20 protein-coding genes are annotated in these 26,137 nt (G+C 49.4%); 10 read left to right on the plus strand and 10 right to left on the minus strand.

Going from position 1 to position 26,137, the window contains the following annotated elements; genetic code table 11:
- Window positions 1–10: 10 nt before the first annotated feature.
- Both HMPREF0860_RS07380 and tmk read right to left on the minus strand, forming a co-directional pair.
- Window positions 11–640: a hypothetical protein gene (locus HMPREF0860_RS07380; protein WP_021330974.1), complete on the minus strand. Its 630-nt coding sequence runs from the start codon at window positions 638–640 to the stop codon at window positions 11–13.
- The gene (gene tmk, locus HMPREF0860_RS07385) at window positions 637–1,254 is read right to left on the minus strand and encodes a dTMP kinase (RefSeq protein ID WP_021331005.1); all 618 of its coding nucleotides are present in this window, start codon (window positions 1,252–1,254) and stop codon (window positions 637–639) included. The genes HMPREF0860_RS07380 and tmk overlap by 4 nt, the downstream gene beginning before the upstream one ends.
- A gap of 75 nt (window positions 1,255–1,329) precedes the next feature.
- On the opposite strand from tmk, the gene HMPREF0860_RS07390 reads away from it, so the two are divergent.
- From HMPREF0860_RS07390 to mutS, 4 genes are all read left to right on the plus strand, one after another.
- Window positions 1,330–5,715 carry a translocation/assembly module TamB domain-containing protein gene (locus HMPREF0860_RS07390; RefSeq protein ID WP_038081515.1) on the plus strand — a complete coding sequence of 1,462 codons (4,386 nt, stop codon included), beginning with the start codon at window positions 1,330–1,332 and terminating at the stop codon, window positions 5,713–5,715.
- A 109-nt stretch (window positions 5,716–5,824) separates the two neighbouring features.
- Window positions 5,825–8,254: an outer membrane protein assembly factor BamA gene (gene bamA / locus HMPREF0860_RS07395; RefSeq protein ID WP_021495640.1), complete on the plus strand. Its 2,430-nt coding sequence runs from the start codon at window positions 5,825–5,827 to the stop codon at window positions 8,252–8,254.
- A 74-nt stretch (window positions 8,255–8,328) separates the two neighbouring features.
- Window positions 8,329–8,862, plus strand: a complete 534-nt coding sequence (locus HMPREF0860_RS07400) for an OmpH/Skp family outer membrane protein (RefSeq protein ID WP_021330981.1) — start codon at window positions 8,329–8,331, stop codon at window positions 8,860–8,862.
- A 4-nt stretch (window positions 8,863–8,866) separates the two neighbouring features.
- Window positions 8,867–11,449 (plus strand): DNA mismatch repair protein MutS, encoded by a 2,583-nt coding sequence (gene mutS / locus HMPREF0860_RS07405; RefSeq protein ID WP_021495645.1) that lies wholly within the window; start codon window positions 8,867–8,869, stop codon window positions 11,447–11,449.
- A 14-nt stretch (window positions 11,450–11,463) separates the two neighbouring features.
- Here mutS and murD read toward each other — a convergent pair whose 3' ends face one another.
- A complete protein-coding gene (gene murD / locus HMPREF0860_RS07410; protein ID WP_021330971.1) occupies window positions 11,464–13,014 on the minus strand; it encodes a UDP-N-acetylmuramoyl-L-alanine--D-glutamate ligase in 1,551 nt (516 codons plus the stop codon).
- An 82-nt stretch (window positions 13,015–13,096) separates the two neighbouring features.
- Between murD and queD the strand changes: the two genes are divergently transcribed.
- Window positions 13,097–13,498 (plus strand): 6-carboxytetrahydropterin synthase QueD, encoded by a 402-nt coding sequence (gene queD, locus HMPREF0860_RS07415; RefSeq protein WP_021495648.1) that lies wholly within the window; start codon window positions 13,097–13,099, stop codon window positions 13,496–13,498.
- A gap of 41 nt (window positions 13,499–13,539) precedes the next feature.
- Here the strand turns inward: queD and HMPREF0860_RS07420 are convergent, their stop codons facing one another.
- Genes HMPREF0860_RS07420 through HMPREF0860_RS07430 form a run of 3 tightly spaced genes read right to left on the minus strand, consistent with a single transcriptional unit; the run spans window position 13,540 to window position 17,254 of the window.
- On the minus strand, window positions 13,540–14,949 hold the full coding sequence (locus HMPREF0860_RS07420) for a gluconokinase (RefSeq protein ID WP_021331028.1): 1,410 nt from the start codon (window positions 14,947–14,949) through the stop codon (window positions 13,540–13,542).
- Window positions 14,946–16,400, minus strand: a complete 1,455-nt coding sequence (gene gnd, locus HMPREF0860_RS07425) for a decarboxylating NADP(+)-dependent phosphogluconate dehydrogenase (RefSeq protein WP_021330994.1) — start codon at window positions 16,398–16,400, stop codon at window positions 14,946–14,948. The genes HMPREF0860_RS07420 and gnd overlap by 4 nt, the downstream gene beginning before the upstream one ends.
- Entirely contained in the window at window positions 16,397–17,254 is an 858-nt protein-coding gene (locus HMPREF0860_RS07430) for a MurR/RpiR family transcriptional regulator (RefSeq protein WP_038081526.1), read from the minus strand. Before HMPREF0860_RS07430 ends, gnd begins: the two co-directional genes overlap by 4 nt.
- Window positions 17,255–17,346: 92 nt before the next feature.
- Here HMPREF0860_RS07430 and HMPREF0860_RS07435 point away from each other — a divergent pair, with 92 nt between their 5' ends.
- From HMPREF0860_RS07435 to HMPREF0860_RS07445, 3 genes are read left to right on the plus strand one after another with little or no spacing between them, the layout of a single operon-like run.
- The gene (locus tag HMPREF0860_RS07435) at window positions 17,347–18,483 is read left to right on the plus strand and encodes a Gfo/Idh/MocA family protein (RefSeq protein WP_021331038.1); all 1,137 of its coding nucleotides are present in this window, start codon (window positions 17,347–17,349) and stop codon (window positions 18,481–18,483) included.
- 9 nt (window positions 18,484–18,492) lie between these two features.
- The gene (locus HMPREF0860_RS07440) at window positions 18,493–19,368 is read left to right on the plus strand and encodes a sugar phosphate isomerase/epimerase family protein (RefSeq protein ID WP_021331039.1); all 876 of its coding nucleotides are present in this window, start codon (window positions 18,493–18,495) and stop codon (window positions 19,366–19,368) included.
- Between the two features lie 23 nt (window positions 19,369–19,391).
- Window positions 19,392–20,864 (plus strand): GntP family permease, encoded by a 1,473-nt coding sequence (locus HMPREF0860_RS07445; RefSeq protein ID WP_081670788.1) that lies wholly within the window; start codon window positions 19,392–19,394, stop codon window positions 20,862–20,864.
- A 47-nt stretch (window positions 20,865–20,911) separates the two neighbouring features.
- On the opposite strand, the gene HMPREF0860_RS07450 is transcribed toward HMPREF0860_RS07445, so the two are convergent.
- The 4 genes from HMPREF0860_RS07450 to HMPREF0860_RS07465 all read right to left on the minus strand — a co-directional run bounded on the left by HMPREF0860_RS07450 (window position 20,912) and on the right by HMPREF0860_RS07465 (window position 24,077).
- Entirely contained in the window at window positions 20,912–21,661 is a 750-nt protein-coding gene (locus HMPREF0860_RS07450; protein WP_021331015.1) for an acyl-[acyl-carrier-protein] thioesterase, read from the minus strand.
- Window positions 21,661–22,425: an imidazole glycerol phosphate synthase subunit HisF gene (gene hisF, locus HMPREF0860_RS07455; RefSeq protein WP_021330977.1), complete on the minus strand. Its 765-nt coding sequence runs from the start codon at window positions 22,423–22,425 to the stop codon at window positions 21,661–21,663. Before hisF ends, HMPREF0860_RS07450 begins: the two co-directional genes overlap by 1 nt.
- Entirely contained in the window at window positions 22,419–23,060 is a 642-nt protein-coding gene (hisH, locus tag HMPREF0860_RS07460) for an imidazole glycerol phosphate synthase subunit HisH (protein ID WP_021330968.1), read from the minus strand. The genes hisF and hisH overlap by 7 nt, the downstream gene beginning before the upstream one ends.
- Before the next feature lie 120 nt (window positions 23,061–23,180).
- Window positions 23,181–24,077, minus strand: a complete 897-nt coding sequence (locus tag HMPREF0860_RS07465; RefSeq protein ID WP_038082334.1) for a glycoside hydrolase family 113 protein — start codon at window positions 24,075–24,077, stop codon at window positions 23,181–23,183.
- A 171-nt stretch (window positions 24,078–24,248) separates the two neighbouring features.
- Here HMPREF0860_RS07465 and HMPREF0860_RS07470 point away from each other — a divergent pair, with 171 nt between their 5' ends.
- On the plus strand, window positions 24,249–25,262 hold the full coding sequence (locus HMPREF0860_RS07470) for a FecCD family ABC transporter permease (protein WP_021330966.1): 1,014 nt from the start codon (window positions 24,249–24,251) through the stop codon (window positions 25,260–25,262).
- Window positions 25,259–26,044, plus strand: coding sequence for an ABC transporter ATP-binding protein (locus HMPREF0860_RS07475; RefSeq protein WP_021330965.1), 786 nt, complete (start codon window positions 25,259–25,261; stop codon window positions 26,042–26,044). Before HMPREF0860_RS07470 ends, HMPREF0860_RS07475 begins: the two co-directional genes overlap by 4 nt.
- Window positions 26,045–26,137 lie beyond the last annotated feature (93 nt).

The raw sequence follows: 26,137 nt of genomic DNA on the forward strand, positions 1-26,137 counted from the left end.
AGAAAATATTTTAATAGCTTTTCGTGTCCATTGCAAGAAAAGCGTCGCGCACTTTTTGTACGCGTGCGATTTCCCGTGCGAGCATTTTTCCGTAATCGAGGCTGCCGTTTTTTATGCGTTCGCGTTCGTCTTCCCAAAACTGTCGTTCGGTGATAAATAAAAAATCGAACGAAACGGCATTCGCTTTTTCCGCCCACAGCTCGGCTTCTTTCCAATAATAGAGACCGGCCGTATAGCACGAAAGCGCTTTTTCCAAATCGCGCACGTATTCGTCTTTCCACGGCGCGTCGTAAAAATATGCGGCTTTTTTATCGTAGGTTCTGCCGAGTCTCAAGTGCTGTTCGATGAGTTTGAGATTCAAATGCATTTGAAAGAGGTAGCGGTATTTTTCCCATTCTTTTTTCGTTTCGATTTTTAGGCCGGCGTAGAGCGGATTGCAAAAGTCCGCCTGTACCGCTTTTTCAAGCCAATAGATGTTTTCGATGCAGTCGTCGGGATACTGCTGGTAGTGGATGTGATAGAGGCGATAAAAATCCTCTTTGTATTTGACCATATACGCGCTTAGGGGCACAGAGATGCCGAGGGAAAAGAGGAGCAAAACGGCGACGATGCGCGCGATATGCGGAAAATACTTTTTCACGATTTCAATATCGGCAGATTTTCAAAGTAACTCCATATCTTTTCCGCTGTTTCTTCTATGGGACGCGATGCGTCGAGCGTAATTATGTTCATCGCTTCTTTTTTTGCAAACTCTTCGATGACCGCATCGTAGCGTCGGGCGGTATTTTTTTGAAAATCGGCTTTTTCGTAGATTTCTTTTTGCCCTGCGCGATGTACGACGCGCTCGAACGAAAGGGAAGGGTCGATACGGAAATAAAAAAGCGCTTCGGGAAGCGGGAACGCGCTGTTTACGAGGTGAGGAATGTCGTCTCCGAACGAAGCCGACTGATATGCGAGCGTCGAAAAGATGTAGCGGTCGCTTACGGCGATTTTGCCGTTTTGCACGTGCTCCGTGATGCCGCCCTTGCCGTAGATGTGTTCGCACCTGTCGGCGGCAAAGAGAAAGGCCGCCGTTCGCTCGTCAACCGAAAATTCACCTTTGAGCATACGGCGTAAAAAAAGTCCCGTCGGGAGTTCCGTCGGTTCGGCCGTCGCAAAGATTTTTTCGCCGAGCTTTTTTTTGAGGATGCCGAGTTGTGTCGACGTGCCCGACCCGTCGATGCCTTCGAATACGATAAAATTATGCAATATCATAGAAAACGCCTGCACTTTTTCCGATATTTTGATATGATGGGGACGGTGATTTCGCTTTGAGGATTCGGCGGCGGCATGAGTAAAAAATCGGTTATCCGCAGTGTATACATTTTGATTTTTCTCATTATACTCCTCGCATCATTTGCATGCGTCCGTCCGATTTATCGTGTGCTCACCGAAAACATTTCGCACCGCGCACAGGCGATGCGGACAATGCTTGAAGATACGACAGGCCTTACCTTTTCGTATGCGTCGCTGTCGCCGTCCATTCTAACGGTTTTCAATATAAAAGGTATAGTCCTCAGTTCCGTGTCGGACGGCAAAGCGCTCGTGTCGATCAGACGGATTACGCTCCGCTACCGATTATTGAAATTGCTTCAAGGCGACATAGACAGCGCATTTAAAAGCTTGACGATAGACGGCGTTACGCTCGATTACGACGATGGGGCCGACAGAGCGATTATCGAAAAAATCGCATCGTTTGCAAAATCCGGGGGCGTAAAGCGGAGCGGCAGACGTACGGATTTTTCGTTTATCGGCATCGACTTGCCGTTTTCGCTTTTAATAAAAAACGTACGCATTCGCTATCGGAGTACGGATGCGGATGCGTCGTTTACGATACGCTCGGCAGAGGCCGTGTACAATGAAGCTTTCCGCTCGCTCGGTGTGAGCGTACGCGGCGGTGCGGACGTCGTTTTGCACAGCGCAAACGGCATGCGCATTTCGGGAAAGTATTCGCTTTCGAGCTCCGTCCGTCACGGCTTAAACGGAAGCTCCTTTGTCGCACGCTTTTCGAATATTACAGGCGGTGATTTCTCGTTCGGCAGGTTGAGCTTCCGCGCATCCTACGACGACCGCGTCATTTCCGTGCGCACCTTTCAATCGGCTTTTCCGTTTATGGTGAGCGCTTCGTACGACATCGATTCGAAAAAAGGGCGTGCGTCTTTTGCCGCCGAACGCTTTACGCTTTCATCGTTTATCTCGTCCCGACGGCGTGCGGATTTCGTGCGCCGCATAGGAAGCGTGTTGCTTACGGCAAAGGGGTCTGCCGAATACGATGCCGAACAAAAATCGCTTTCGTATACAAGCGGCGGCAGCCTTTTCGTTCCCGAAACGTTTGTGCCCGGCGCCCTTTCCGTGCGTTTCGATGTGTCCGGCACAAAAGACGAAGTTTCGATTCCGCGCCTCGTCGCTTCGGGAAAAAACTGCGATGCGGAAGCTTCGCTTTTATATCGCTTCGACGGTATGCGTCTTTCGGGCACCGTCGATGCAAAGCGTATCGCCCTTCCGAACGGGAACGTGCTTTCAGCCGAATTGTATTTCGACCCGCTCGATCGGGGTTTTGTGTGCTTCGCTCCCGAAGTGCGGCTCGGAGAAAAAAACTTTACCGCACTCGAAGCGCACGTGATACCGAACGGAAATTCCGTCGATTACAGTTTTGAGCTTTCCGACTACGCGCACGCCGAAGCGGACACACCCGGCTCGCTTCGGATAGACGGAAGTTATCTTACCCGCACGAACTATATTCAAGCGGGGATCGACATCAACAATTTTTACCTCGACAGCGCGGTCGAAGCGGGAGCGTTTTTTTTAACGGAAGGCACTTCCGCCTCGCTGTCGTCGTTTGCGCCGCGCCTTGCGCCTTACGTGTTTACCGGCGAGCTGTACGTTTCGTCCGATTTGAAATCGGTTTCCTACAACGCGCCCTATGCGCTTTTTGTGAATACACAAAAAGAAAACGAAGCGCTTTTTTTGTCCTTCGACGGAAACGAATCTTCACTGCAAGTATCGCAGCTCAATGTCGTGTACAAGGGAGATACCTTTTCCGCTTCGGCCGAAATCGACCGCGCACCCGATTCGTCGGCTTCGTTTTTTACGCTCGACGTGCGGCACAAATCGATTCCGTATCATTTTACCGGAAACATCATGCCCAATGTCGTCAGCGTGTCGGGCGATTACAACCTCGCCGCCGAGTTCCAGCGCTACGACAACGGCAGTATGGAAGGCTCTCTCGCGATGGAAAATTTTCCGCTGCAGGTAGCCGGTACGATTTTTACGTTTTCTACGGAAGCGGGCTTTGCGTATACGAAAGACGAGGGCTTTGCCGTACACATCGCGCGGCTCGAATCGGAAGACGCCGGCGGAAAATTTTCTTTTTCTCCGCACGTGCTTTTGTCGGGCACGATTTCGAAGTACGGCGCTGTTTTCGATTCGATTTCGTATACGGATTCGTTTTCTGCGCTTACGGGTTCGTCTCGGTGTACCGTCAACATACGCGATTCCGGATTCAATTCGGCGCATTTCGATATGACGATGACCAATCCGCTTTCGAAAGAATCGGTGACGGCGAGCGCGGAAATCAACAATCCCGACAGAGTGCCGTTTTCCGTCGAAATGCTTAAAAAAAATTTATATTTCAACGCCGAGATTTTATGCAATAGTATCGATTTGAACCGTTTTGCGGTGGAGCAGAGCGAAAATAATCGGTTGACTGCATCGGTGACGGCGACGGGAACATTCGAAAATCCCTACGTTACGCTTTCCGTCGACGACGCCGATGTGATGTTTGCGGGTATACTGCTTTCCGCAAAGGGAAGCGCGACGCTCGAAGAGCGAAATCTCTCGGTCAATTCGATGTACCTTTCATACGGCAGGCTGCTCGTCGACAACGTAAGCGCGGATTTTTCATTTTCATCGTACACGGGAAGTGCGTCTGCCGACATAACGACGACGGTCATAAGAAAAAGTGTCAAAGTACCGCTTTCGCTTACGCTTTCGGATACGCGATTTCAAGAAAACGCATCTGTTCCTTCATCTTTTGTCGTAACGATTTCGTCGCAGGGAGCTTCCGGCTCGCTTTTTACAAAACCGTTTCCGTTTTCGCTCTCGTTTTTATATGCCGAAGGAAATGCGTTTGTCTCTTCGTCTCCGTCGCTCGGGATTTCGGGCAGCATTACCGATAACGGACGCGTCGATTTGCGCATTTCGGACGATAAGCCCTTTCACTGTACTATCGACGGAACGATCGCGTCGCAGAATCTCGACATACGCGTGTCCGATGTTTCCGCCGATTTGGCCGCGCTTATGTCGCATATTTCGAATGACATCGTCACGATATACAACGGTGTCCTGCTCGGCTCTGCAAAGATAGGAGGTCTGCTTTCGGATCCCGAATTCAGCGGTTCTTTTTCCGTTGAAAAACCGGACTTCAATTTTCCTAAAGTCATTCCGTCGCATATTACGCAAGAACGCTTTTTTTTGCTGATGGATCACAATGAAATAACACTTCCCTCAGTAACGATGGATGTGCGGGGCAGGAATGTTGATGTTGCCGGTACGATATCCTTTGACCGCTGGGTGTTTGATCGGCTTGAAGCGACTGTCCGTACACCGCCGAATAAAACCGTACCTGCCGATTTGGATATCGATATCGCGGAGTTCATCGGCATGGCGGGCGTCGATTTAAATCTCGCAATCCAAGATAAAATTTTCGATGTAACAGGGAAAGTGTATGTCGAAGACGTAAGAGCGAAATTCCGTATGTCCGAATTGCTTGGAGAACGCGAGGCGAATTATATCATTCCGACGAGGGCAAACGTCGATGTCGCCTTCGGTCCGCACGTCAATCTCGTATTCGATCCGCTGCTCAGATGCGTATTTGCACCGGGCGATTCGATCAACGTCAAAGCCGATCAGACGACCGATTCGTTTTCGATATCGGGCGATATGCATCTGCGCTCCGGCGATATAGCGTATCTCAATCGCAATTTTTATCTCAGACAGGGACTGCTCCGTTTCAGCGATACGGACGAAGGCTTTAATCCGCGCATTACGGTGCGTGCCGAAGTACGCGAACGCGATACGAACGGCGGCGACATACGCATCATTCTTTCGGCGGAAAATCAGCCGCTTCTCGATTTTAATCCGCAGGTTTCGTCGATTCCGGCAAAATCGGAAACGGAAATACGCACGCTTTTGGGGCAGATCGTCTCCGCCGATTCTGGAAATATGAGCGATATCTTCATCGCGACGACGGATTATGTCGTTCAGTCGACGATCGGACGTGCGATCGAAAACAAGTTGCGCGATTGGCTGAATTTTGATATATTTTCCGTCAGAACGACCGTTTTGCAGAATACGCTGCGGATGGGTTTTTCGGGGGACTTGAGCCGCAGGGATTTGTCGGCCGGTAACTTTCTCGATAATTCGACTGTTTATATTGGTAAATACTTCGGAAGTGTATTATACGCGGATGCCCTTATGCATTTAGTGTACGATAAGACGAGGGTCGACGACAGTACGACGATGCAGGGGATAACGTTTCAACCGGAATTCGGCTTTGAACTCGAAGCGCCGTTTGCAAATATCAGGTGGGATATGACCCCCGATATCACTGCAATATTGAATAATGTGATTGTTCCTTCGACGGCGTTGACGCTTTCATGGCGACTTTCGTTTTAAGCCTTTCGAAAGCCGATTCGGAGTCCGTGAAAGAGGATACGTAAAATCGGTTCTTTGCAGAACGAGCCGGAGGCTCTAACTTTCTGCAAAAGTTTTTATGGGAGATGTTATGCGTTTTAACCGCAAGATGTATATTCGTTTCGTGCTTTCGCTTTTTATTGCACTCAGTGTATCTTTATCCGTGTTCGCCGAAGAAAGCGAAGACGAAGGATGGTTTTGGGGTAAAACGATTTCCGAAATTACGTTTGACGGATTGAAAAACGTCAAGCGCTCCGAACTTACGGGCATTACAAATGCGTTTATCGGACGTCCGTTTACGGAAGAAGTCTACACCGATTTGTCCGACCGCCTCTACGCGCTCGATATGTTCGACGATATTACGCCGTTTGCAAAGCACGATCCGAAAACGGCGGATAAAATCCTGCTCGTCTTCCAAGTAAAGGAGCGCCCCGTCGTTCAATCGATACGTTTTTCCGGCAATTCGAAGATCAGAAACGGAGAGCTGCGGGATGCCGTCACGGTAAAGACCGGCGATATATTTGTCGAAAGCAAAGTGCTCCTCGACGAGCGGGCGCTCCGCGACGTGTATCTGAAAAGAGGCTATACCGATGCGACGATTTCACACAGCGTTGAAGAGATGCCCGACGGAGTCCGCATTACCTTTGTCGTAAACGAAGGGGCGAGTACGGTGATTTCGGCGATACGCTTTTCCGGCAATACGCTCGTTTCGGAGCGTACGCTCAAAAGCAAAATGACGCTCAAAGAAGCCGGCCTTATGAAGGGGCGCGCATTTCAGCGTTCATCACTCGAAGCGGACAAACAGGCGATCGTTTCGTATTATCAGGATCGCGGTTATGCGGATGCGCGGGTGCTCGATGTCGTGCAGGAAACGGCTTTCAACGAAAAAAAAGGCCGCAATGAATTGACGCTTACTTTTGTCATGCAGGAAGGGCCGCAGTACACGTACGGCGGCACGACGATAAGCGGAAACGAAATATTTTCGAAAGAAACGCTTTTGTCGTATATCAAATTAAAGCCGGGCGCCGTTTTCAATCAGACGAAGTATCAGGAAGGCTTGCAGGGCATCACGAGTCTTTATGCCGAAAACGGCTATATGACCAATCAATATGCGCCCGCAGTCAATAAAGATGCCGAGCGTCATACGATTTCAGTCGCGCTTTCGATCGTCGAGCGTCCGAGAAGCCACATCGAAAATATTATCATTAAGGGCAATAACAAAACGAAAGATTACGTGATCCGGCGGGAGATTCCGCTCGAACCGGGCGACGTTTTTTCGCGCGACAAAGTGATGAAGGGGCTGCGCAACCTATACAATTTGCAGTATTTTTCGAGCGTCGTTCCCGAACCGATGCCCGGCAGCGAAAACGATCTCGTCGATTTGGTCTTTACCGTCGAAGAGCAGTCGACGACGACGCTCGAATTCGGCATGACTTTTTCGGGTGTTTCCGATCCCGACGATTTTCCGATATCGCTGTTTGCACGCTGGCAAAATTCGAATCTGCGGGGGGAAGGGCGTTCCGTTTCTGCCGGAACGAATATTTCAAATACGTCGCAGAGCGTTACCGCCTCCTACGGACAGAGCTGGCTTTTCGATTTGCCGATCGGTATCAACGAGTCTATATCGTTTTCGCATTCGAAAGAATCGGCGCTGCGTCTGCAGATGCTCGGTGACGGAACGGTTGTCGATGACGAATACTATATGCAGTTTGAATCGTGGGGTATTACGTTCAGCTCTTCCGTAGGACGAAGGTGGCTGCCCGACTTTGCGATTTTACAGATAAACGGGGGACTTGCGACATCGCTCAACGATAACGTATACGACGAGTCGGTGTACATACCGCACGATTCGAGCGTCAATCAAAATGCGAACAGGCTCGGATTGACCAATTCCGTATGGGGCAGCGTATCGCTGGACAACCGCGATATCAGTTACGATCCTTCGCGCGGTTGGTTTGTCAGCCAGCGGCTCGGCTGGTACGGCATTATACCCGGTCTTGAAAAGGAATTTTTCCTAAAAAGCGATACAAAGCTCGAAGGCTATTTTACGCTGTTCAATATCCCCGTTACGAAAATGTGGTCGTTTAAAGCCGTATTCGCCGCGTATACGGGGCTTACGATGATATTCCCCGTACCCGGAACCCTCCTCGGCGATTCGAACAAAGCCTATATCGACGGCATGTTCAACGGACGCGGGTGGACGAATATCTATAACAAAGTCCGCGGCAAAGCGATGCTCAGCAACCGTATCGAGCTGCGCGTCCCGATATTTCCGAATATCGTCGGCGTAGACGGATTTTTCGATGCGGCTGCGATCACGAGCGACGTGAAAACGATGTTTAACAATCTGTCGGTAAACGATTTTTATTTCAGTTTCGGCCCCGGCTTGCGTTTCCTTTTGCCGCAATTCCCGCTGCACCTTTTGTATGCGTGGACGTTTAAACACAGCGATGCGAAGGGATGGTACTTCAACGATCCGAACGGCGTATTTGTGCTTTCGTTCAACATAACGAACCGCTGATTGACGGGGAGCTTCCGAACGCTGACGTTTTTGAAAGTTTTCCGTCTTAATAATTAATAATTTTGGAGAATGCGATGATCGATCAAATAAAAAAAATACTGATTGCCGCTTTACTTTGCACTCTCGCTTCGGCTGCCCGCCTTTCGGCACAGCAGATTACGAAATTCGGAGTGGTCGATACGGCGAAAGTGTATAACGCGTATTTTCGCAATTCGTCGGCAGTGCGCAATTACGAGCGGAAAAAAGCCGAGTATCAGGAAGAGATCAATAAGCGTACCGAAGAGCTGCGCGCTCTGCAGCAGCGAAAACTCTCTTACGAAGATTCCGGCGACGAATCGAACGCGGTGCGTATCGAAAGCCAAATCACGCAAAAGACGGAATACCTGCGCGAGTACACGAATGCGAAAAACATCGAGCTTGCGACGATGCAAAAATCGCTGCAGGATTCCGATTCGTTTTATCGCAGGCTTTACGGCGTACTTGCCAAAATTGCGGAATCCGGCGGCTACAGCATGATTTTAAGCTTACAGCAAAACAACGCGATCCTGTGGTACAGCCCCTCCGTCGACGTTACCGACCAAGTGATTTCGGAACTCGGAAACAACTAGCGGCATGAAGACGGAAAACTCGCCGACGCCGCTCATGGCGCAGTATGCTTCCATAAAATCGAAGTATAAAAACGAAGTGCTGTTTTTCCGTCTCGGCGATTTTTACGAAATGTTCAATAAGGATGCGATAGAAGTATCGCGCCTTTTGAATCTGACGCTGACGCACCGCGGACCGACTCCGATGTGCGGCATTCCGTATCATGCGGCGAAAGTGTATATCGCCCGTCTTTTGCGTCTCGGAAAAAAAATCGTCATCTGCGAACAGGTCGGAGAAGCCGCGCACGGTAAAGGTTTGACCGAACGCAAAGTCGTCGAAATCATCACGCCGGGTACGGCAGTCGAAGCGGAATATCTCGACGGAAGCGTCGACAACTATGCCGCATCCCTTTCCGTATCTCACGGCAAAGCGGGATTCGCGTTTATCGACGTGACGACTTCTTCGTTCATCGCGACCTCTTGGCCGGCGTCACAGATGGCGGAGCATTTTCCGAAAGAGCTTTCTCGCTCGTCCCCGCGCGAACTGCTTTTGCCCGAATCGTTGAAATCGTCTTCCGTCGTCCGGGAAGCTCTTTCCGCGTTTCCTTCCCTCGCACTTTCGTATTATCCCGATTGGCATTTCAACGCGAACACGGCGTATAAAAAATTGACGGCGCAATTTAAAACGGCTAACCTGCAGTCTTTCGGACTGCGAGAAGATTCGGCCGAAGTCGCGCCTGCGGGTTTTTTGCTCGACTACCTTGAAAAGACGACGAATACCGCCGTTCCGCACGTGGACGGCATACGCGTGTACCGGGACAGCGAATACGTCGTCATCGACGATTCTTCTATGCGCAATCTCGAAGTTACGGCGAATCTCCGCGACGGAAGCACACAGTACAGTCTGCTCGAATGCGTCAACTACACGAAAACCGCGATGGGAAACCGTATGCTCCGATCGTGGCTTTTGTATCCGCTTACCGATCTGAAAAAAATTTCCGCACGACAGGAGCACGTATCCCTTTTTACCGACGACAGAAAACTCCTCGGCGATATACGGAGCCGTCTCGAGCCCATCCTCGACATAGAGCGGCTTGCCGGCCGCATCGCAATGGACAGGGCGCATCCGAAAGATCTGCAAGCCCTTCGCGGAAGCCTTGAGGGGTGGCGGGATGCGCGCGGGATACTCCAAGAGCGAGATTTTTCGCTTGTCGATTTTTCCCGCGCGGAGTGCATCATCGAAATTATTAAAGAAGCGATAAACGACGATCCGCCGACGACTCTTACCGAAGGGAAAATCATTAAAAACCTCTGGTCGGAAGAACTCGATCACTGGAGGAGCGTTCACGACAATTTCGATAAAATACTTTCCCGCTACGAAGAAGAAGAGCGGCGGAACACGGGGATCGCCAATTTGAAAATAAAATATACGAATGCGTTCGGCTATTTTATTGAAGTGAGCAAGGGAAAGCTTTCGGCGGTTCCGCCTCACTTTATCATGCGCCGTGCGCTCGTAAACGGCGACCGCTATACGACCGAAAAGCTGCAGGAGCTCGAACACGAGCTTACCGAATCCGATACGAAAGTGCTCGAACTCGAACGCGATCTCTTTATTGAAATCAGAAACTCTCTGCACGAATACGTACCGTATCTCATGCAGCTTGCAGGCGAAATCGCCTATACCGATGCGTCATCCTCTTTTGCGCACGCCGCCGTTTTGCACGCTTGGACGAAGCCTGAAATCACCGACGGATGCGCGTTCGAAGTGGAGCAGGGCAGGCACCCCGTTGTCGAAGCGCACATGGGGGCGGGAGAATTCGTGCCGAACGATTTGGCGATCGGAGACGACGGCTTGCCTTCGTTTGCGCTTATCACGGGGCCGAACATGGCCGGTAAGTCGACATTTCTCAGGCAAAACGCGCTCATCGCGCTGCTGGCGCAGACGGGCTCCTTTGTGCCGGCTAAAAAGGCGAAGCTCGGCATCGTCGACAGAATTTTTTGCCGCGTCGGTGCGACGGACAATCTCGCGCGCGGAGAATCGACCTTTCTCGTGGAGATGACGGAAACCGCGAACATCCTCCGTTCGGCGACGAAAAAATCGCTTGTCATTATGGACGAAGTCGGGCGCGGTACTTCTACGGAAGACGGGCTTTCGATCGCTCAGGCGGTGTCGGAATATCTGCTCGACAGTATCGGATGTAAAACGCTCTTTGCAACGCACTACCACGAGCTTACCCGCATGGAACATCCGTCGCTGAAAATGCTCTGCATGGACGTGTCGGAAGAAAACGGGACGGTCGTGTTTTTGCGGAAAGTAAAAGAGGGAGCCGCCGAAAACTCGTACGGCATCCACGTCGCGCGCTTGGCGGGCGTGCCGCAGTCGGTGATCGACCGCGCGAGCGTCATCCTCGCGCATATTCAAAATCTTGCGGCGAACAAACCTGTACTCGATTCCGTTCCCGATGTCCGTTCCGTTTTCGAAACGCCCGGCCTTTTCAGCGATGAAGAGATCGTACTCGACGAAATACTTTCAGCCGACACCGACAATATGACCCCTCTTGCCGCGCTGCAGGCCGTCGCCCGCTGGAAAAAATCGCTTTCCGGAAAATAATAGGTCGAATCGATTTACGGGAATATGCGTTTTACTTCTTCCATGAATTTAGAGCCGCGTTCGAATTCGTTCGTAAACATGCCGAACGATGTCGCACCCGGAGAAAAAAGGACAACTTCGTTTGCTTCCCGCTCATCGTCGGCGCATTCGTTCGCTTTGAGCGCACCGAGCAATTCGCCGAGGGAATCGTAGGGGCCGTAAAACGGAATGCGTGAGGCACGCAGCAATTCCGTCAATTTGTCGGTCGCCGTTCCCGAAAGCAAGTACAGCGCTTTTACCCGTTTTTGCGCATCGTGTGAAAGCGCTTCGGAAAGCGCGTTTTGTCCCAATCCTTTATCGGTTCCGCCCGCGATCAAAATTACGGGTGCTTTAAACGACCTGACGGCGGCTGCGGTCGCTTCGGGAACGGTCGCGCACGAATCGTTGTAAAAGTGAAAGCGCATATTCTTTTGTTTCCATACGTGGAAATACTGCAAGCGGTGCGGTATGCCTTTCCATCGGCTTAAAATATTTGAAATGTTTTGCGCTCCGATCCCTGACAGCGCCATAACAAGCGCCGCGTTTAAAACGTTTGCCCTCATGTGGCGTCCCGGAACGGATACCGAACGGAGCAGCGTTACAGGCATATCGTTTCCCGGAAGCCGGGCTCTTCCCAAAAATTTTCCGTCGGTGTCCGTATCCTGCCATGCGCCGTATACGCCTGCAGGAAGCGCTCTCACGCTGTAGCGAAAAACCGTCGCCTTCGATTCGCGCGCAAAAAAATCACCCCACGAAAGCCCCGCTTCGGGTTCGGGTGTTTCTTTATCGTCGGCGTCCGCATCGAAAATCGAACAGTTGTTTTTTTCCTGATCGGCGTAGATGAGGCGCTTGTCGGCGACGTAGGATGCCATATCGCCGTACCAATTTTGATGGTCGGGTACGATCTTCGTGATGAGCGAAATGCGCGGTTTTAATAATTTTCTTCCGCGCAGGTCCGCGAGCTGCCAGCTCGAAAGTTCGAGTACGACAGGCGTCGTTTCATTCGTCTTTTCCAAAAACGAAAGCGGACTTACGGTGATGTTCCCGCCGAGGAAAGCCATGAGACCCGCCTGCGAAAGGCCGAAATAGATCGCGCTTGCAGTCGAAGATTTTCCTTTACTGCCCGTCACCGCGATGATCGGCGCTTTCGTAAACGCGAGAAAGATGCTCATATCGGTTTCTATCGCTTTTGCACAAGCGAGATAGGCATTGCCTTCGTATTTTACTCCGGGATTTTTAATAACGCAGTCCGCAAAGCGGAAATCGTCGAGACGGTGTTCTCCGAGCCGATAGGTGAGCCGTGTCCGATTGAGCGAGGCATCGTTGTTGAGCGAGTCGACGGTCGGTTTCAATTCACGGGCGGTTTTCATATCGGTCGCAACGACGTATGCTCCATACTTTAAAAAAAATCTGACGGCCGCTTCTCCGCCTCCGTTTAAGCCGAGTCCCATAACGGTGATATGTTTGTTTTTTATGTCGGCGAGGGATGAAAATACGCATCCTTCGGGATATACGTGAGGACCGACTATTGTACTTTTAGAATTCATAATCGATAGACATTAACAGAAAAACGTATAAAGTGCAAATGGCTCTTTGTCCTTTGAGGGATTTTATGCTATACTTACCGTTATGTTTGAAGTACGCGTCGAAGCGAATTTTTCGGCAGCGCATTTTCTCCGAGATTATAACGGAAAGTGCGAAAGCCTGCACGGCCACAATTATACGGTGTTCGCTCACGTACAAGGTACGGCACTCGGAAGCGGCGGAATGCTCATCGATTTTGGAAAATTGAAAGCATCTCTTCGAGCCGTATGCGCAGAGCTCGATCATACGAACTTAAACGATAACGCTGTCTTTTTGCAAAATCCGAGTGCGGAACGCATTGCAAAATATATCTACGATGCGCTCATCGCCGAAGTGCGGCACGCGGGTGTCGATCTGTCGTATATAGACGGAAAAACTACCGCCTTTTTGTCCGCCGTCGACGTGTTTGAAACCGATACGAGCCGCGCTCGCTACAGTCCGGCATAGGGCAAGATGCGATTTCGATTTTTACTCGGCGCAATTTCGACTTAATGATTTCGGTAGCACTCCCTATAAGCGCGGTATTTTTTTCGGTATATGTCGCGCAATGCCGGATCTGGCTCTATCCTTCGCCGCACCTCCGGCTCAAAGGATAGAGGCGAACCGATTTTTCCGAGCAAGTATAAGCCGATAACGGCGCAGCCCATAACGGAGCTTTGGTTGGATTCGTCGATCGTCATCGGAACGTCGAAAAGGGAGGCGCATATCTGCATCCAAAATTCCGAATGCAAAATTCCTCCGGACAATTTTATTAATTTCGGATAACCTGCCGTATCGGCAAGGATTTCATAACAGTGGTAGACGCTGAACAGTACGCCTTCCAATACCGATTGATAGAGATTGTAGACAGTGTGTTCGGGTTTGACGGATAAAAATCCGCCGCGCCGCTTTTCATTCCAGCCCGGACATCGTTCGCCGAATAAAAACGGCAAAAATACGGGCGTATCGTTTGCATGCGACAATTCTTTTTCGATGTCGGCATAATGCGCATCATTCGGAAAAAACGTTTTTTTGCACCAGTCTTGGCAATTACATGCGCCGCTCACCGCAGCTCCAAGTAAATGAGATGAAAGCGTAAAATAGCTCCACAAACTTGGCGCTTCGGGAAGAAGCGGACGGTTTGTCGTCATGCGGATGGCCGCGCTCGTGCCGACGGAAAAAGTCATAATGCCTTCTTTAAGCGCACCCGCTCCGATTTGATTGAGTGCTCCGTCGGGGTATGCGGGAACTACGGGTGTCCCTATTTTTTGTCCGAGTAACAGCGCGCCTTCTTTTGAAAGCGGAAACGTTTTTTCCGTACCGACGATTTTCGGCAAAACCGATTCATCGATAGCGAGCGAGGAGAGCAGCTCGGCATCGTATGTGCGCGAATCGATGTTGACCAGTCCCGTTCCCGACGCCATGGCAAGCGTCGTAACCCATGCGCCTGTTAGACGGTATGTATTGTATTCGCCCTGTCCGCCGATTTTCACATGCGATAAAAGCGTTCCGTTTTCTTTTTTATGCATGAGCTTAAAATACGGATACGTAGAATTGACAAGGCAGCCGGTTTTTCGGTAATACGCTTTTTCAAATCCGCTTTCGCGAAGTCTTTTACACAGTTCGCCCGCACCCGTATACGACCATAATTCGATGGGAGACAAAAGAGCGCCGTCAAGAGATGTGAGTGCAAGGCTGTGCCACGTCGTGCTTTGCAGGATGATGTCGGCTTGTACGCCACCTGCGATTTCTTTTGCTGCCTGCACGGTTTTTACAAATACAGCCTCTCCGTCATGCGTGCCGTTTGAGTCCTGGACAAAACCGTAGGGCTTTGTCGCGATACGCCCCATTGCGTTTTCCGTGTCGTAGAGCATCGCTTTAGCGGATGTCGTACTCGATTCGAGGATGAGCAGTTTCATACGGAATACGTCGTTGACGCCGTGGCACCTCCGTGCCCCGTCCAATCCGTGTGAAAGAAATTACCGCGTTCGCTGTCTGTGCGTTCATAGGTATGCGCACCGAAATAATCGCGCTGCGCCTGCAGCAGATTTGCCGGTAAATTATTGCAGCGGATACCGTCGAACCACGAAAGAGCAGCCGAAAGAGAAGGAACGGGGATGCCGTTTATCGCCGCAAGCGCGACTACCTTTCTCAGAGCTTCGTGCGAATCGTTTAAGATTGTGCTGAAATACGGATCCATGATGAGGTTTTGCAGATTGCCGTTTCGGGCATAAGCATTTTTGATTTTATCCAAAAACACCGAACGGATAATGCACCCGCCTCGCCACAGCATTGCGATGTTTCCGAGGTCGAGATTCCAGTCGTAATGCGCTCCTGTTTTTTGGATGAGCTCGAAGCCTTGCGCATATGAAATTATCTTTGCTGCGTACAATGCGTCGTGCAGCGATGTAAGCATATCGCTTTTTTCTTCTTCAGTCGGAGCGTGAATTTTTTTGGGGGGAAACAGTTTTTCGCATTTTATGCGCGCGTCTTTTTCCGCGCTCAGACAACGGGCGAACACCGATTCGGTGATGAGCGTAAGCGGTACGCTTTCGTTGAGGGCGGTAATATCCGTCCACTTGCCGGTGCCTTTTTGTCCCGCCGTATCGAGGATATTGTCGACGAGGAAGCTTGAGTCTTTGTCTTTGTATGTCAAAAGCTTTCCCGTAATCTCTATTAAATACGAGCAGAGATCTCCTTTATTCCAATCGGTAAAGACTTTGCTTATTTCGGGGGCTTGCATGCCGCCGTATTTCCGCATGATATCGTATACTTCGGAAATAAGCTGCATATCGCCGTATTCGATGCCGTTGTGCACCATTTTAACAAAATGTCCTGCCCCTCCTTTGCCGATCCAAGCGCAGCACGGTACGCCGTCTTCGGCTTTTGCCGCAATACTCTGAAAGAGCGCTTTTACTTCCGGCCATGCCGCTTCGTTTCCGCCCGGCATAATCGACGGCCCGTTGAGGGCGCCTTCTTCGCCGCCTGAGACGCCCGTACCGATATAGAGCAGCCCTTTTGCTTCCGCTTCTTTTTCGCGGCGTTCGGTGTCTTCGAAATACGAATTGCCCGCGTCGATGATGATGTCGCCTTTTTCCATAAGGGGAATGAGCGATCGGATCATTGCGTCGACGGGCTCTCCCGCTTTTATCATCATGAGGACTTTTCGCGGCCTTTCAAGAGATGCGATAAAATCCTCCAAGCTGTGCGTAGGGATAATGCGTTTTCCTTTTGCCCGACCCCTTGCGAAGACGTCAACCCGTTCGGGCGTTCTGTTGAAGACGGCAACGGTAAAGCCGTTGCGTTCCATATTCAATACGAGATTTTCACCCATGACGGCAAGTCCGATGACACCGATAGATGCTTTCATACTTTCCTCCGTGCTATTGTGCTGCGCATTTTATTAAGACTCTTTAATCCGGAATCTTTTAAATTATTCATTACTTCCACATACAAAACGTTTATTAAAACCGCTGCCGCGATTCCCCCCGAAAACGATTCGGATACGAGGGAACTGTGTACGGGACTTACCTGCAGTACGATATCCGCAAGCTTCGCAAGCGGAGAATTGTCATAGCTTGTAAGTGCGATAACCTTGCATTTCGTGTGCCGTAATTCGTTCGCTATGGAAATAGTATCGTAATTGTTGCCCAAGTGGCTGAATACGAGAGCGGCATCGTTGCCGTTCGATTGAGAAGCGAGCATGAGCTGCATGTGAAAGTCTGCAGCCGTTCGGCAGGTAAGACCCGTACGCAGCAATTTATGGAACGCATCCTGTGCGTTGACGTTTGATCCGCCCAAGCCGAACAGCAGCACTTGCCGCGCGTTTGTCAAAGCGGATGCCGCTTGCGCTACGGCTTTTTTGTTGAGAAGTTTACGGCTCGCTTCAAGCGTGCGGATCGTGTGTGCGAACACACTGTCGGCAATATCGTCGTTTGCTGCGACGGGGATTTCAAATATCTGCATATTTGCGGTAACGCTCTCTTTTGCAAGCGCAAGCCGAAAGTGCTGATAACCCGAATATCCTATCTTTTTTACAAAACGCACGAGCGTCGCTTCGCTTGTGCCGATCTTTTTTGCAAGCTCCGTAATACTCGATTCTGCCGACTTACCTCCCCATTTTAAGAGAAAGTCGGCAATGATTTTTTCTTTACCGCTGAATGACGCATAAGCGCTTTTGATATCGTACATGACACTGACAAGGGTACTGTTGCTTTTCTTCATATCCGTTCTTACCGGCTTCAGTATATCATGAAAAAAATTTTTATGCAAGGAATATTTTTTTCTTGACAAAAATATTCTTAGGGGTATATACTATGACAGGATCCGGTGAGGTACTGATATTTTATAGAGGGCCGTATATGTTCGAAAAACTTAAAACAGGTATTATCGGTTGCGGTAAGGTTGGCGATTTTCATGCAAAAGCATATAGAGATCTTGCAGAAAGCCAGTTTACAGCTGTCTGTGATGCAAGTAAAGAACGTGCAGATTTATTTGCTGAAAAATATCATGTGAAAGCATATACCGATGTGGCACAAATGTGCCGAACCGAACATCTCGATGTTGTGAGCATATGTACACCGCATCCTATGCATGCAACGCCCGCAGTAGAGGCCGCCGACTGTGGTGTAAATATTTTGATAGAAAAGCCTCTTGCATCCAGTCTTGCAGACTGTGATGCGATTATCGCTGCGATAGACAGAAACAAAGTACAAGCAGGAACGATGGTACAGCGCCGTTTTTATAGGCCGTGTATGCGTATTCATAAAGCGATAAAAGAGGGAAAAATTGGAAAGCCGATAGTCGGTATAGTAACGATGCTCGGTTGGCGAGATAAGGCATATTATGAATCGGATTCGTGGCGCGGTACATGGAAAGGCGAAGGTGGTGGAGTTCTTGTCAATCAGGCACCGCATCAGCTTGATTTGCTTTTGTGGTACATGGGCGAAGTTGATGAATTATACGGCGTATGGAAGAATTTTAACCATCCGTATATAGAAGTAGAAGATACAGCCGTTGCTGTTATTAAATTTAAAAACGGGGGGCTTGGCAATATAATCGTAAGTAACAGTCAGAATCCTGCCTTATATGGAAAAGTACATATATTTGGAGAAAATGGCAGTGCCGTTGGCGTACAGACTGACGGCGGAGCGATGTTTATTGCAGGTATGTCCACGATTACTGAACCGCCGGTCAACGATATGTGGACGGTACGCGGTGAGGCAGAGTTGTTGGATTCGTGGAAAAAAGACGATTGTGATTTTTTTAACAGTATTGATTCCATGTATTATTATCATCGGGAACAGATAAAGGATTTTTTATCTGCCGTTCGAAATAATACCAAACCTCTTGTCGACTGTAGAGACGGTAGACGTACGGTAGAATTGTTTGAGGCAATTTATCGCTCTTCAAAATTAAATACAGTTATTACGTTTCCGCTGAGAGCAAAGTAAGGATAGTGTATGAAACTTTCGTACAATGAAGCATGTGGGCTCGGCTGTTCTACATTGGAAGAAGATTTAATATATTGCGAAAAAGTCGGTTTCGATTATATTGAAATCCGGCTGGATATGTTGCGGAAATATCTTGAGAACCATTCGAATCATGAGCTCAAGTCATTTTTCAAATCAAGTCATATAAAACCTCACGCATTCAACGCTCTGTATATTTATCCTGAATTTCTGAGTCCTCAAGATGAGCCGAGTAGACAACAATTACTTATGGATGAATTTAGACTCGGTTTGGAGATCGGCAAAACAATCGGATCTCATTATTTTATCGTTGTACCGCCACTCCAGCGAGATCCAAAAGGCGGACCATATAAAGGAAATTGGCAAAATACATATAATGCCTGTGTAAATATTTTAAAAAAATTATCTGAATATGCGGAACCGTATGATATGAATTTATGTTTTGAACTCGTCGGATTTGAACGTTCTAGTGTCCGTTCGATTGAGCAGGCCGATATGATTATTCGCGCTGTCGATAAACATAATGTCGGGTTCGTTTTTGATTCTTATAATATTTATTTAAATGGCGGATTAAACGATTTTTCAGCATTGTACAATGTACAACCTGAGAAAATTTTTGCGGTACATCTTGTCAGCGGCGATAATGTGCCTGTTCAAGAGAGAGGTCAAGATAAACGGTGTTTTTGCGGGCAGGGTGTTGTTGATATAGACGGTTTTTTAAAAACGTTGAAAGCGCTCGGTTATAACGGCATGATATCAATCGAAACTTTTCGTCCGGAATATTGGCAAAAAACTCCGCAATGGATTATTGAGAATGCATATCGTAGTACACGAGCAGCCGCCGAAAAAGCCTGCTGTTTAAGATGACAAATAGAGAATAAAAGCGTTCGATGAACGCAGATAATAAATTTTTATGGAGGATTTATATGACACCGATTGCCTTTATTATTATGCTTGCTGTCGCAGTTGTTATTCTGACTTTTTTAACACTCAGATTAAAGATGCATCCTATTATGGTCCTGTTTATTACCGCTACTTTCTGCGGACTTGTTTCTGGTAAAGGGCTGGTAAATACATTCAGTTCCATTACAAATTATTTCGGCTCCACGCTTGGTGCTATCGGTATTATGATTATCTTTGGTGCAATTATTGCCGCAGGTATCAGTGATACCGGTGCCGCGACAAGTATCGTAAATTTCTTTATCCGTTTGTTTCGGGGTAAACATCTTGAGCTTGCGCCGTCCCTTACCGGATTCATTATGAGTATTCCCGTATTCGGTGATATTGCTATTATTTTAAATGCACCGATTTCTGCCGTTCTTGCAAAACGCAAAAATATGAGTATGGCACAAATGGCTCCTTTCGTTAATTTAGGGCTTACGCTGACACACGGGCTTGTTCCCCCGACTCCCGGAATTTTGGCGGTTTCTGTCTTGCTCGGGGCGGACATCGGTACAGTAATCCTGTGGGGGCTGGTATGTTCCTGTATATCGTTTGCCATTTGTTATCTGGTATTGTGTCCTATTTATGCGAAAGGTGAATATATCGAGCCTCTTCCAGTGTATACGGAAGGAATAGAATCTGTTCCAGATACATCCTCGGTTGAGCAACTGATCATTAAAGAGGATAATACTCCTAACGCACTGACAGCATTTTTACCGTTGCTTTTACCTGCGTTTATGATTGCAATCGGTTCTATCGGTAAGCTGAATGCTGTAAAAGATTCCAGTGCATATATTTTTTTCAATACATTTGGCAATACGGTTCTTGCATTATTTTGTGGTATTATCTGTGTGGGTTTGCTCGTATTCGGAAGAAAGCAAAAAGTTATTGCGAAAGCAAATGCTGATGGAATCGGTTATACGGTATCGGATAAAAGCAGCTGGTTTGAGATTGTGATGAATAATTGGATAGGAAGAGCCATCTATATTGCTATTAGTGCACTGCTTATTACAGCTATGGGGGGAGCGATGGGCGGTATCTTGCGTGAAAATGAAGCGATTAAGACAATCGGAAATATAATCGGATCAACCAGCTTTCCTGCAATTCTTGTTCCTTTTCTTCTTGCCGCAATATTGATGATCGTATGCGGCTCTATGACGACAGCCTCCATGACTGCTGCCGGTATCATGGCCGGTATGATTTCCGTATTGAATATAAGTCCGGTTACTTCAGCTCTTGCTATCGGTGCGGGATCAATGGTCGGCTGGCACATTAATAATAGCGGTTTTTGGATATTTACGTCTTTGTACGGGTTTGATACAAAACAGGGATTGAAATATTTTACAACTACAAATGCTCTCGGTGGTATTGTGGCATTTATCTTTTTGGTAATCTTTAATTTTGCCGGATTAATCCCCTGAATACGCTTGCCGCGGCGGATAGTATGTTTACGCTGTCCGCCGATTTTTTAATAATACAGTTCGCTTTCAAAGCACGTCGCGTTTTTTTGTTTTCCGACAACGGTTATCTTTTTCGCCTCATCATCAAAGGCTGCAAACATCGTTATCGTGTCGCCTTTTTTCGCTTCGTGCGAATAATTTATGCGGAAATCGGTAAAGTTTTTACGCTGGTACTCTTCCGGTAAACAGTCGATCGCGAATGCACCGTAACGGGAATTGTTCATGTGTCCGTTTGCGTCTATGTCCGACCAGCAGATGGGACGGCTCGCGCATTCGACGAGGTTTTCGGGGATCGCGATTTTTCCCGGCGCCATGCAGTCGTGTTCTTCTTTTCGCACCGGTTCGGGACGCAGGGTAAAATCCTTCGTGCGTATGATGCGGTGCGATGCGTAATCGACAACGAACCACGAACTCGAACCGCTTACGAGGGGCGTGCCGTCTCGGTCTTTTATTTCGTACGCTCTCATGAGCTGCAGCGCTTCGGGTTTTTCTTCCCACGTGGCGATTGTGACGATGTCGTTTGCTTTCGGCATTTTATGAAAACGAAAGGCGATGCGCGAAAGGAGAATCGCATAATTTCGTTCGGCGAGAAACGTAAACGAAATGCCGCGCTCGTAATAATCTTCGATCGCCGTATCGGTCGTGAGCCGCAGCAGTTCTGAAAAATTGAGATTCGAAAGCATATTGCATTGACAAAAATGCAGCTTCATTTCGCTGTAAAAAGTTCCCTTATCGTCATAGCGTTGATGATAATCCATTACAACCTCACCGGAATATGCTGCGCGTCTAGTTCCCGTTTGATGCGGGCGATCGTATAGTTTCCCGAATGCACCATCGTTGCGATGAGCGCCGCGTCTGCTTTTCCTTCCGTAAACGCATCGGCGATGTGCTGCACGCATCCCGCTCCTCCCGAAGCGATAACCGGAACGGAAACGCTTTCGGAAATCATGCGCGTGAGCGAAAGTTCGTAACCGTTTTGCACACCGTCGGTATCGATCGCGTTTAAAACGATTTCGCCCGCTCCGAGCGAAACCGCTTTTTGCGCCCACTCTTTTGCATCCAAATCCGTTTTCGTCCTTCCGCCGTTGATGAATACGCGGTAGCCGCTCGGCATCGCTTCATCGCGCGAAGCGTCCATGCCGAGGACGATACATTGATTTCCGAAAACGCGGGCGCCATCCCTGATAAGGTCGGGATTTTTTACCGCTTGCGAATTGAGGCTCACTTTTTCCGCTCCGGCAAGAATGGTCGAGCGTATGTCGTCGATCGTTGCGATGCCGCCTCCGACGCAAAAGGGAATAAACACTTGGTGCGCGACGCGTGCGACGAGGTCGAGTATGGGGCCTCTCCCGTTTGCCGACGCCATGATATCGTAAAAGACGAGTTCGTCTACGCCTTGCCGCCAGTATTCGGCAGCCATCGCAACGGGGTCTCCGATATCGCGGTTGTTTTGAAATTTGATGCCCTTTGTCGTACGCCCGTCTTTGACGTCGAGGCAGACGATAATCCGTTTTTTCAGCATACCGCTTCTCCGCGGCAGTAATTTGCAAGGAGTTTAAGACCGTTCGCGCCCGACTTTTCAGGATGAAATTGAAAAGCCGCGACGCTGCCGCTTTCGATGACTGCCGGAACGATGCCTCCGTAGTTCGTGTAAGCTTTGACGACGAAAGCATCCTCGGGCTGCATGACATAGGAGTGCACGAAGTAAAAATCGGAATGCTCATCGACACCGGCAAAGAGGGGAGACGCACCGTTCGCGTACATCAAATCGTTCCATCCCATGTGCGGCACTTTGAGGCGCGGCGCTTCGTCGTGCGAGGCTTGCCACAGCGATGAAAATTTAATAATTTTCCCTTTGACGAGACCGAGACAGACGGTATCCCCTTCTTCGGAGTAATCGAAAATGATCTGCGAGCCGAGACAGATGCCGAGAATGGGTTTGTGCGCACCGCTCCAATCTTTTAAAAACGAATCGAAGCCCGTACGCGAAAGCTGTTCCATCGCATAAGCGGCTTCTCCTACTCCCGGAACGATGAGGCGGCTGCAGTGCGCGAGTCCGCTCGGACGCTTGGAAACCGTAAACGGAAAGCCCAGCGATTCGAGGGCGTGCTCGACGCTTTTGATATTGCCTGCGTTGTAATCGACGATTCCGATCATAGGAGCATAGTAGTATGAACGGCGGATTTTGTAAATTACCTTGTCACCGATCAAAAGCAGCACGCGAAACGGTCGGAAGATTTTATACTTCCGTAATATAAAAAGAAAGGTTTGCGATGTTTAATACAGCTCTTTCATCCGATAAAAATTGTCGTACATCTTTTGCCAGCGCGGATTGTTTTGATGCGGAACGCAGTCTTCCTGCCAGCACCACCAAAAGTATCCGCCGACATAGCGGTCGTTATACGGGGTCATGAGGTAATACGCATCGGCTTGTTTGTTAAAATCGTTTCCCGCCTTGTGCGCAGACGCAAAGCCGCATTCGCCGAAGGCGAGCAGCGAATTGGGGAAAAGCCGGTACAGGTTTTCGAATACGGTGTTCCAGTCTTCGTGTTCGCCGTCGTTGTCTTCGTCGTAATAGCTGACAAGCACGTAATCGAGCGCGGCTTTCATATCCGCGGGAATGTACTTTGCAAGCCACGCTTCCATCGTCATGCTTTGATCGCCCGGCTTGAACATATATGCCGTAAGCGCCGTCTTATATCCGCTCGAGTGCAAATATGCCCACGCCGCGTAGACTTTTTGCGCATTCAATGCGTTCGTACCGCCGAGCCATCCTTCACCGTTGATTTCGTTGCCGACTTCCCAAATATCGACATACGGAGCGAGGTGCAAAGCGCAGTCGACAAAACGCGCGGTATACGCTTTGACGGTTTTATAGCGTTTCATATCTTCGGAATCGCAGGGACACAACATGATGTACGCGACTTCGTGCAGGCGGGAAAGCAGCGGAATAAAATCAGCCGGCTTTATATCGGCATCGATGACGACGCGCGCGGCGGGTTTTACGGGAAGCGCCCGTACGGCATCCGTAACGGCATCGATTGAAGAGGATGAAAGCGCATCGAGCGTTATACCGTACAGCGGCGCGGATTTTTTTTGCAGCTCTTCTGCGGCTGTCGGATAAGCGCCAAGGCTCACCGCCGCGATAATCAAAAACAGCGTATGTCGCATCATAATTTTCCGTCCTAATTTAAAAAACCTATACAGGTAAAAGATACAAGGGTAATCATCGTCTTGACAGGATCGGCGGAAAAGAATATCGTTACCTTCTGCTAATTGAGAAAACTGCGCGCGATGATCTTCGAGGGAAAATTATTAATTATAATGTAAAAGGAAAACATAACTATGAATTGTACTGCCGGACAGCGCAAGATCATCTTTGCCGCTCTCGCCGTGCTGCCGTTTTTTACCGCCCTCATCTGTCTCGGATTCGGACGCTATGCGCTTGGCCTTTTCGATACGGTGCGCATCCTCTTTTCCGGCATAACGAAGGCTGAGATCACTGCGGTGGAACGCTCCGTCATATTCAGCGTCCGCTTGCCGCGCATCATTTTGGCGGCTTTTGTCGGAGCGGGTTTGAGCTGCGCCGGTGCCGCTTTCCAAAGTTTGTTTACGAATCCGCTTGCAACGCCCGATACGCTCGGGGTGGCGAGCGGCGCATCGTTCGGTGCGGTATCGGCGCTCCTTTTCCGAAGCAATTTGATCGTCGTACAGCTTTCGGCTCTTGTATTCGGACTTGCCGCCTGTGCCGCCACCTATTCGGCAGGACGATTCCGCGGACGCAGTTCGGTCGTCATGATCGTGCTTTCGGGCATGGTCGTCTCGGCTCTCTTTCAAGCCTTTGTGTCCCTCGTCAAATACGCCGCCGATCCGCAGGATATTTTGCCGTCGATCACGTATTGGCTTATGGGCAGTATGTCGGGTGCGAGCTGTAAAACGCTTTTGCTCGGGCTTCCGTTTATCGCTGCGGGAACGCTCATCATCTTTGCGCTCCGCTGGCGGCTCAATATTTTGTCGCTGAACGAAGACGAAGCGAGATCGATGGGTATGAACATCCGCAGGATGCGTTTCCTCGTCATCGTCGCCTCATCTCTTATCACTGCGTCCGCCGTGTCGATGTGCGGTTCCGTCGGCTGGGTGGGCTTGCTCGTTCCGCACATGTCGCGTATGCTCACGGGCAGCGACAACCGCACCGTCATCCCCGTCAGCATCAGTTTGGGGGCGGTCTTCGTCATCATTATAGACACCTTTGCAAGAAGCGCGAGTGCAGCCGAAATTCCGATTTCGATTTTGACGGCGGTTATCGGTGCACCGTTTTTTATCGCGCTTTTACGAAAGACGGGAGGGGCGTGGACATGACTTTTTGCGTACGGGACGGATGTTTCGCTTACGGCACCGAGCGCGTACTCGATCGCATTTCGTTTTCCGTCGAAAGCGGAGAAGTGTTGTGCGTACTCGGTCCGAACGGCGCCGGCAAAACGACGCTGCTCAAATGTATGACGGGATTATTAAAATGGGATGAGGGCGAAACTCTTATCGATGGCAGAGTTCTTGAAAGCCGGCATCAAAGAGATCTGTGGCGGCGCGTCGCATACGTTCCGCAGGCAAAGGGGATCGCGTTCGGTTTTACCGCCTTCGACATGGTGCTGCTCGGCAGAAGCGCTCACCTCGGCACTTTCGAACAACCTGATGAAAAAGACAAGCGCATTGCCCTTTGCGCAATGGAAGACACGGGTATCGCATCCCTCCGCGATAAGCTCTGTACCGAAATGAGTGGCGGGGAACTGCAGATGGTGCTCATCGCGCGTTCTCTTGCGGTAGAACCCGAAATGCTCGTATTCGACGAGCCCGAATCGAATTTGGATTTTAAAAATCAATTGATAATTCTAAATACGATCTATCGTCTTGCAAAAGAACGGCGTATTTCGGCCGTCGTCAGCACGCACTATCCCGCTCACGCGATGAAGATCGCCGACAAAGCGCTCATCCTGAACAAGGACGGCGAGAGCACGAGCGGCGCGGTCGAAAAAGTCATCACCGAAGATTCGATGAAAAAGGCTTTCGGCGTACAAGTGTGCATCAACGAATTCGAATATCAAAACGCAATATACAAGGACGTCGTCCCGCTGTATTTGGTGTGAGTGTGTTAATAAAATTGAAGGAACGTGTGCGTCTTCGCGCATGATTAAAAAATTTTTCGAAAGTTGTACCTTTCTGCAAAAGTTTTTTTGGAG

Origin of the sequence: Treponema socranskii subsp. socranskii VPI DR56BR1116 = ATCC 35536, assembly GCF_000468115.1 — a bacterium.
In the GTDB taxonomy this organism is placed as follows: Bacteria; Spirochaetota; Spirochaetia; order Treponematales; family Treponemataceae; genus Treponema_D; species Treponema_D socranskii.